This is a genomic window from Treponema sp. (assembly GCF_052169735.1).
In the GTDB taxonomy this organism is placed as follows: domain Bacteria; phylum Spirochaetota; class Spirochaetia; order Treponematales; family Treponemataceae; genus Treponema.
Genome location: NZ_JBQNBW010000032.1, coordinates 23,132 through 29,938, shown reverse-complemented (window position 1 = coordinate 29,938; position 6,807 = coordinate 23,132). Strand labels below are relative to the sequence as shown.

At 46.7% G+C, this 6,807-nt stretch carries 3 protein-coding genes; 1 reads left to right on the top strand and 2 read right to left on the bottom strand.

Annotated elements, in window-relative coordinates; genetic code table 11:
* Nucleotides 1–3,016, bottom strand: a 3,016-nt coding sequence (locus ACTTJ8_RS06780) for an InlB B-repeat-containing protein (RefSeq protein ID WP_442719553.1), incomplete at its 3' end; no start/stop codon positions are given.
* A gap of 187 nt (nucleotides 3,017–3,203) precedes the next feature.
* Here ACTTJ8_RS06780 and ACTTJ8_RS06775 point away from each other — a divergent pair.
* Nucleotides 3,204–3,962: a hypothetical protein gene (locus ACTTJ8_RS06775; protein ID WP_442719552.1), complete on the top strand. Its 759-nt coding sequence runs from the start codon at nucleotides 3,204–3,206 to the stop codon at nucleotides 3,960–3,962.
* A gap of 48 nt (nucleotides 3,963–4,010) precedes the next feature.
* On the opposite strand, the gene ACTTJ8_RS06770 is transcribed toward ACTTJ8_RS06775, so the two are convergent.
* Nucleotides 4,011–6,767: a heavy metal translocating P-type ATPase gene (locus ACTTJ8_RS06770; protein ID WP_442720705.1), complete on the bottom strand. Its 2,757-nt coding sequence runs from the start codon at nucleotides 6,765–6,767 to the stop codon at nucleotides 4,011–4,013.
* Between the last annotated feature and the right edge of the window lie 40 nt (nucleotides 6,768–6,807).

Here is a 6,807-nt window from a genome sequence, read left to right as displayed (position 1 = left end):
TTGCATAGATCGCGCCGCCATAGTTATCCGCATCTTGTGTCCCGTCTGCCTTTCCGCCTTTGAGCGTCAGGTTGTCAAGCGTGAGCGTTTTGCCACTTTCCACTTTGAAGATGCGGTGCTTCGGTTTGCTGCCGGTGCCTTTGTTCGCGTCCATCACGGCGGATGATGCACCGTCCGCCTTTTTAATCGTCAGGTTTTTGTTGATAACGATTTCACCGTTGTTGCCGCCATCACTCGTCGCCTGTATCGTGCCGCTGATTTTGATCGTCGCGTTTGCGGGTGCGTTGCTGACCGCGTTCAAAAGAGCTCGCCATGCCATTGAGGCTGTACCGTCTATTTCAGACTGGTAAAACTTGACCGTTACGGTTGTATCGCTGGTTACGTTGGAAAGCGTATAGGTGCTATTCGTTCCGTTTACTGCGTCAGCGCCCTTTGTCCAGCCTGCAATTTTCCATGATCCTGATGCGGTCGGCGTTGCGGTAAAGCTTACGCTTCCGCCGTGCGGTATGGTAAGGAATACAGGAGTGCTTCCGGTTGCCATATCAACATATACGCCACCCTCACCTCGAAGTTGTCCCTCTCCGGCCGCTATGCTGAATGTCACGGTGTAGGTTTTCTTCTTAAACTTCACCATTACGTTTATGTTATCAGTGGTTACGTTTAAAAGTTTTGCAGTTGTACTGTTAGAATGATCTGCCGTTGCACCTGTCCAGCTCTCTACTTCATAGCCTTCAGCGGGATCCGCGGTAAAGGTTACCTTCTTTCCGTACTCAACTGAAACGGTATCTGTTGTGCTTGTTGTCTTCTCAGTGCCGCCCTCAGGCTTTGCTTTAAGCGTTCCTCCCACACTGTTTTCTACGCTGAATGTTACATCGTAGCTCTTCTTCTTAAACTTCACCGTTACGGTTTTAGCTTCGGTTACAGTGGAAAGCTCATAACTTGTACTTGTATTACCGGATACTGTGTTACCGCCGACCATCCATTTTTCCACTTCATAGCCGGTATCGGGATCCGCGGTAAAGGTTACGTTTCCGCCGTGTGTAACTGAAATGGTGCTGTTCGTTGTCGGATTCCCCGAACCTATTTTGATCTTCCCGCCCGCTCCGTCTACTGTGTAGGTTACGAGGTAAGAATTTAAATCCCATCGTGCGGTGTATTCAGTATTCTCTTCTGCTGGGAACGTTGAACCTGCAGACAGCGGAGGATTCCAGCCGCTAAATCTATGACCTGTCCAGCTTGCAGTAGGAGCCGTGAACGTTGCACCGTACTTGCCGGTTCTTGTTACATCGCTCGTATTTCCGCCGACTTGTCCGCCGTTCAGCTTGAACGTTACGGTTATTGTATTGCGCTGATAATAGAGCTTTACAACGGTACTCCTATCGCCTGCAATAAGTCCGAACGATTGCTGGATGCCGTTTATCTCGGTAAGACCGGATTGATACGTAAAACCTTCGTCCGTCTTTGGATCATACAAAGCAGGCTGCCCCGTTATGCCGGGTTTGATTTCTGTATCGTCAGCTGTGTCGGGGTATGTACCATCAAGTTTTTCCTTATAATGTTCTACCTTATATGACACGACACCTGCCGTCCACTGCGCATACAGCGTTATATCGCCGGTTACCGTGTCTGTTGCAGAGTTCCATGCTTGACCAGCCGAACAGGCAGCGTCTTTATACCAACCGGTCAGTCCATAGCCTGTTTTTTTCGGCAGCGGGTTGGGTTCTGAAATTGCCGTACCGTGCAGGGCAGTCTTAGAAACTGCAGTAGCACCGCCCTCATAGGTTCCTCCGTTTGCATCAAAGGTTACCGTGTGTATAACAGCAATCCGGTAATAAACCGTCTTTACCGGTGTCGCAGCAAAGCCCTCACCGTCTGTGTAATACTCCAGCTTGTACTTCTTTTCACCGGCACCATTCAAAGGAAGCGGTATAGTAACGGGATTGCCGTTGTATCTTGTAACGGAACCGCCTATCTCGCTTACCGTACAGTGTACCGTCGTGTTTGCCGTTGGGGAGGATATCGCCAGTTCTGCTCCTTCACTGTTGGTACCGATGACGACAGGGTTACTTTCCGAGCCGCTTCCGCCAAAGAGGTTCCCTTTTGTAATATGAATATTTTCATGTTCCGCTTTATTCGGCTTTGTACTTGCATTCAATATCTGCGAAACAAGCCCGCCCGCATCCGCCAGGCGCACCGTATATTCTTTTTTTACGGCTCCTTCTTTTACCGCAACATCAGTCTTGTAATACAGTACCCAGCCGCCTGCCGGGACAGGAGAGGCATCCGGTTCGGGGATGCGTTCTACTTCTCCGGCGGTAATAAAGTTCCCATCTTCCGGTTTTACAAACGCATGCTGTCTCTCGTTTACCGACAATGCATAACTCGTACCGTTTATTTCAATACGTGTAAGGTCTTTATGCAACAGACCTCCCTGCACTGGCGCATCCATTTCCGGCACCCTGATACACAGTACATAATAAGCCGGTGTTCCGGCTGTCTTTGCAACCGTAAAAACAGGAAGCGGAGGCGGTGTATTTGCCTTTATATTAACGGTAAAGGTTTGTTTAAACGGTCTGCCGTCATCGGCATAGAGTTTAATGGTGGATGATAGATCTTGCCGCCCCCATTCATAGTTTTTTAAAAATCCTGCTTTATAGATAAGATTGAGCGTATCCCCTGCAATTTGCTGTAACTCATAATCGGTGCCTACAGCAGGCATTGCTCCGGTAAGGTGTGCAAAGTTCACAATATTTCTTGTTTCGGAAGAAGAAGGCATCACAAACCGGAACGACTTGGGATTCTGCACTTTCAGTGTAACGGTAACATCGTTTGCAGAAGCGACACTTACCATGCCGGTTATATCGGTTTGCGTTGCCGCTTCGATGTTTGAGCTTTTGATAAAAGCTTCTGCCGCCCAATAGCTTAAATATTCATCTATATCTGTGGTAAACTGCTTACAAGTTGTAAACAAAAGAACAAAAAATATTCCGGTTAAAACAGTATAGCATTTACGCATAAAACAGTTCCTCTTTTTATCGAAAAGAAATTAAAATATAATAGCAAAAAACTTCTATAAAGAAAGGTTTTTCACTCAAAAAGAACCTCAGTTGCCCAAAAAGAACCATGGTTATTCTATCGGGCAGCACTGTAATCCATTGAAACTCTAGAATTATTGTATTATTTTTGATATGATACTGCCGATTATGGCTAAAAAACAAACTCCCGAGCGGCTCTTATATATTTTAAATGCCGGTATTATGACCTTTGCAATGGTAATGAATATCAATGTGGCTATTCCATACATATCTGTTATACCGCATATGAATTGGATCAAAGCCGCGTTAAATGCTTTCTGCGTGTGTCTTTCCCTTATCCTTATCATTCATCCCGAAAAAAAGCTCTTAACTTATATCGTTTTTTTTATCGAAGCAGGAAATGCCGTCCTGGTCGGCTTTATGGGAATTGGAACTTCGATGTTTTGCATCGGTATTATCCTCTGTTTTGTTAATGGAGAATTTGCTGTCAATCTCAAAAAAAAGATGATTATACTCAGCATTTACTGGCTGCTTGTCATCGTAACAATCTGGCCTGTTCTCGGATTTACATTCGTTGTATTTGAAATTTTAGGGACACTATTCGGGCTTACAGCCTGTGCCACACTGTATCAAAAACTCGAAGGAAAACTATCGTATTTATTGCTGCCGAATGAAACGGTAACAGCTTCAATTACACTACCGCCGAAAGGCTCAACCTTAAAACTATCGGATTATGAGCTTTCGGAACGGCAAATTTCCTTTATCCTCGGTTCCATTAAACAAGGCGAAACATACGAAACACTGGGAAATCAGTATTGCGTCAGCACCTCTGTGGTCAAAAAAGACATGGCAGCAGCCTGCAAGTACTTCGGTGTCGCAAACCGAGAAGCGCTGCGAATATTACTTTTGCAATATAAGCTGGAGTAACCGGCTTAACCGTACTGGAAGCGGCATTACTCTCTTAACAATGGCAACTTATTGTACGGCAGTAACGGAATATCCGGCATCGGTAACAGCTGCGGTAAGTGCATCAGCGCCTACTGCATCGGGATGCGTAACGGTTGCGGTTTTTGCTTGTAGATCAACGGTTGCAGAAACACCGGCAATCGCGTTCAATGCTTTTTCTACACGGGCAGAGCAATGCCCGCATGACATGCCTTCAACAGTTAATACGGTAGTCTTTTCCATAGAGGTATTCTCCTTCATATCAGTATCTTTATCAGTATCTTTATCAGCATCCTTTGTATCGGTGCTGTAATTTTCGCCGGGAAGATGGGCGTTTAGTGCGGTTGTCTGCGTTTGAGCAGCGGAACAGCAGGTTGTTGTACACGGCTGAGATGCTGTCGCTTCTTTTTCTTGAAGCTGTCCGCTCTGAGCTTCGAGTGCTGCTGTACAGACTGCTTCGGAATGCCGCCGGCTATGAGCCGTTTGTCCATTCTTTGGACGGAACCTATTCAGTCTGAGCGCATTGGTTACTACCGACACCGAACTAAAGCTCATTGCTGCTGCCGCAAACATCGGACTCAATTTTAACCCGAAGAGGGTATAAAACACCCCGGCGGCGAGCGGAATACAGAGTGAATTATAAAAGAGCGCCCAAAAGAGATTTTGTTTGATCGTTTTCATAACGGCCTTGCTCAGCTGAATTGCCGTAACTGCGGTTTCAAGGCTGCTGTTCATCAGCACAATATCAGCGCTTTCCATTGCAATATCGGTGCCGCCGCCGATTGCAATCCCGACATCTGCTGCGGTCAGCGCCGGGGCATCGTTAATACCGTCGCCGATAAACGCCGGAGAAAAGCCAAGTTTTCGGTAGTGTTCCAGCTTTGTTTGTTTATCTTGAGGCAGCAATTCCGCTGCGTATTCGTCAACACCAACCATTTTTTGAATAGCTTCCGCTGTGTTTTTATTGTCTCCGGTCAGCATTACCGTATGGATGCCCATTTCGCGGAAGTCTTTTATAGCGCGGATGCTTCCTTCTTTTATGGTATCGGCAACGGTAATCAGTCCGGCACACTCATCCCCAATGGTAATGAGCAAGGGGGATGCCCCATTTTCAGCCGATTCCGTTAGCCGAGTCATAATGTGATCCGACACCGGTACTCCCAGTTCTTTGCAGAGCTTAACATTACCGGCGCCTACCGTCAGATTGCCGGCTAAATCATTCCCTATATATCTATGCAATGCAGCTGTACCATAAATTCCTTTTCCATGCAGAGCAGTAAAGCCTTGTATTTTAATAGGCGAAAGTTCTTGCTGTTCAGCAGCAGTAATTATAGCATGTGCAAGCGGATGTTCGGATAAGTATTCCAAACTGTAGGCAATCCATAAAATATCATTTGCCGTATAGGTTTCGGAAAAAACTTCGATATGCTGTAAGCTCGGTTTGCCCTCGGTGATCGTGCCTGTTTTATCCAATAGAACGGCTGAAATTTTATGCGCAAGCTCAAGTCCCTCTGCTGAGCGGATCAGAATACCGAACTGAGCGCCCCTGCCCGTACCTGCCATAATGGCTGTGGGAGTGGCAAGACCGAGTGCACAAGGGCAGGAAATAACCAGCACGGAAATAGCGGTGGAAAGAGCAAATTCAAACGGAGCGCCGGCAATGAGCCATCCGAGGAAGGCAATCAGCGAAATTCCCATAACAATCGGTACAAAATAGCCGCTGATTGTATCCGCAAGTTTTGCCACCGGGGCTTTTGTCGAAGCAGCTTCTTCTACGAGCGTAATAATGCGGGCGAGGGTTGTATCGCTGCCGACTCTGTCTGCGCGGAAGATAAATGAGCCAGAAAGGTTGTGAGAGGCGCTGATGACAGTATCGCCCACGGTCTTTTCTACCGGTATACTTTCTCCGGTTACTGCCGATTCATCAAGCGAGCTGCTTCCGTCGAGAATTGTTCCGTCTACCGGTACGGTTTGTCCGGGACGTATGACGATTGTATCGCCCAGTATGATGTCTTCAACGGGTATTTCTGCTTCTATGCCATTCCGTATCACCTGCGCTGTAGGAGGACGGAGCTGTATCAGCTTTGTTAATGCCTCAGAGGTGCGTTTTTTTGCCCGCGCTTCAAGGAATTTTCCCAAAGAAATAAGCGTTAATATCATCGCTGAAGATTCAAAATAGAGGTCTTTGATATAGTGCTGTACCACTACAAGGTCGCCGTGCCCCAACCCATAACCGATACGGTAAAGCGCGAAGATGCCGTAGACCACCGCTGCTCCTGATCCCACCGCAATCAAACTGTTCATATTCGGCGCCCCGTGAATCAGTGCAGTAAACCCGTTACTAAAAAAACGCCGGTTGAAAATCAACACCGGTAATGCCAGCAAAAACTGTGTCAGTACAAAAAGTACTGCGTTTTCTGTACCGATAAGGAATGCCGGAAGCAGTAAGCCTATCATCTTGCCCATGGAAACATACATCAGCGGAAGTAAAAAAATGAGAGAGGTGGTAAATTGCTTTTTTTCCGCCTCTGCGGTTTGGTTATCCGGAGCCGCTGCAGGCTGCGTGCTTTTCTGATCAAAAAGAAAAGCTCCATATCCGCTTTTGACCACGGTTTGTATAATAGCTTCTGCGGTGAGCTGTTCGGGAACATATTGAACTGCCATTCGCTTTGTTAAAAGATTAACTTGAACCGATTTTACGCCTTCGAGCTTTGCAACTGCTTTTTCTACATGCGCAGAACACGCTGCACAGCTCATTCCGGTAACGGTAAAATACTCTGTTTTCATGATGTATGTATTATAGAAGAATACCGGGGTAAAAGCAACC

What these genes read in the sequence shown, in the direction of transcription:
- ACTTJ8_RS06775 (WP_442719552.1), top strand. Translation starts at nt 3,204, where the DNA reads ATGGCTAAAAAACAAACTCCCGAGCGGCTCTTATATATTTTAAATGCC.
- ACTTJ8_RS06770 (WP_442720705.1), bottom strand. Translation starts at nt 6,767, where the DNA reads ATGAAAACAGAGTATTTTACCGTTACCGGAATGAGCTGTGCAGCGTGT.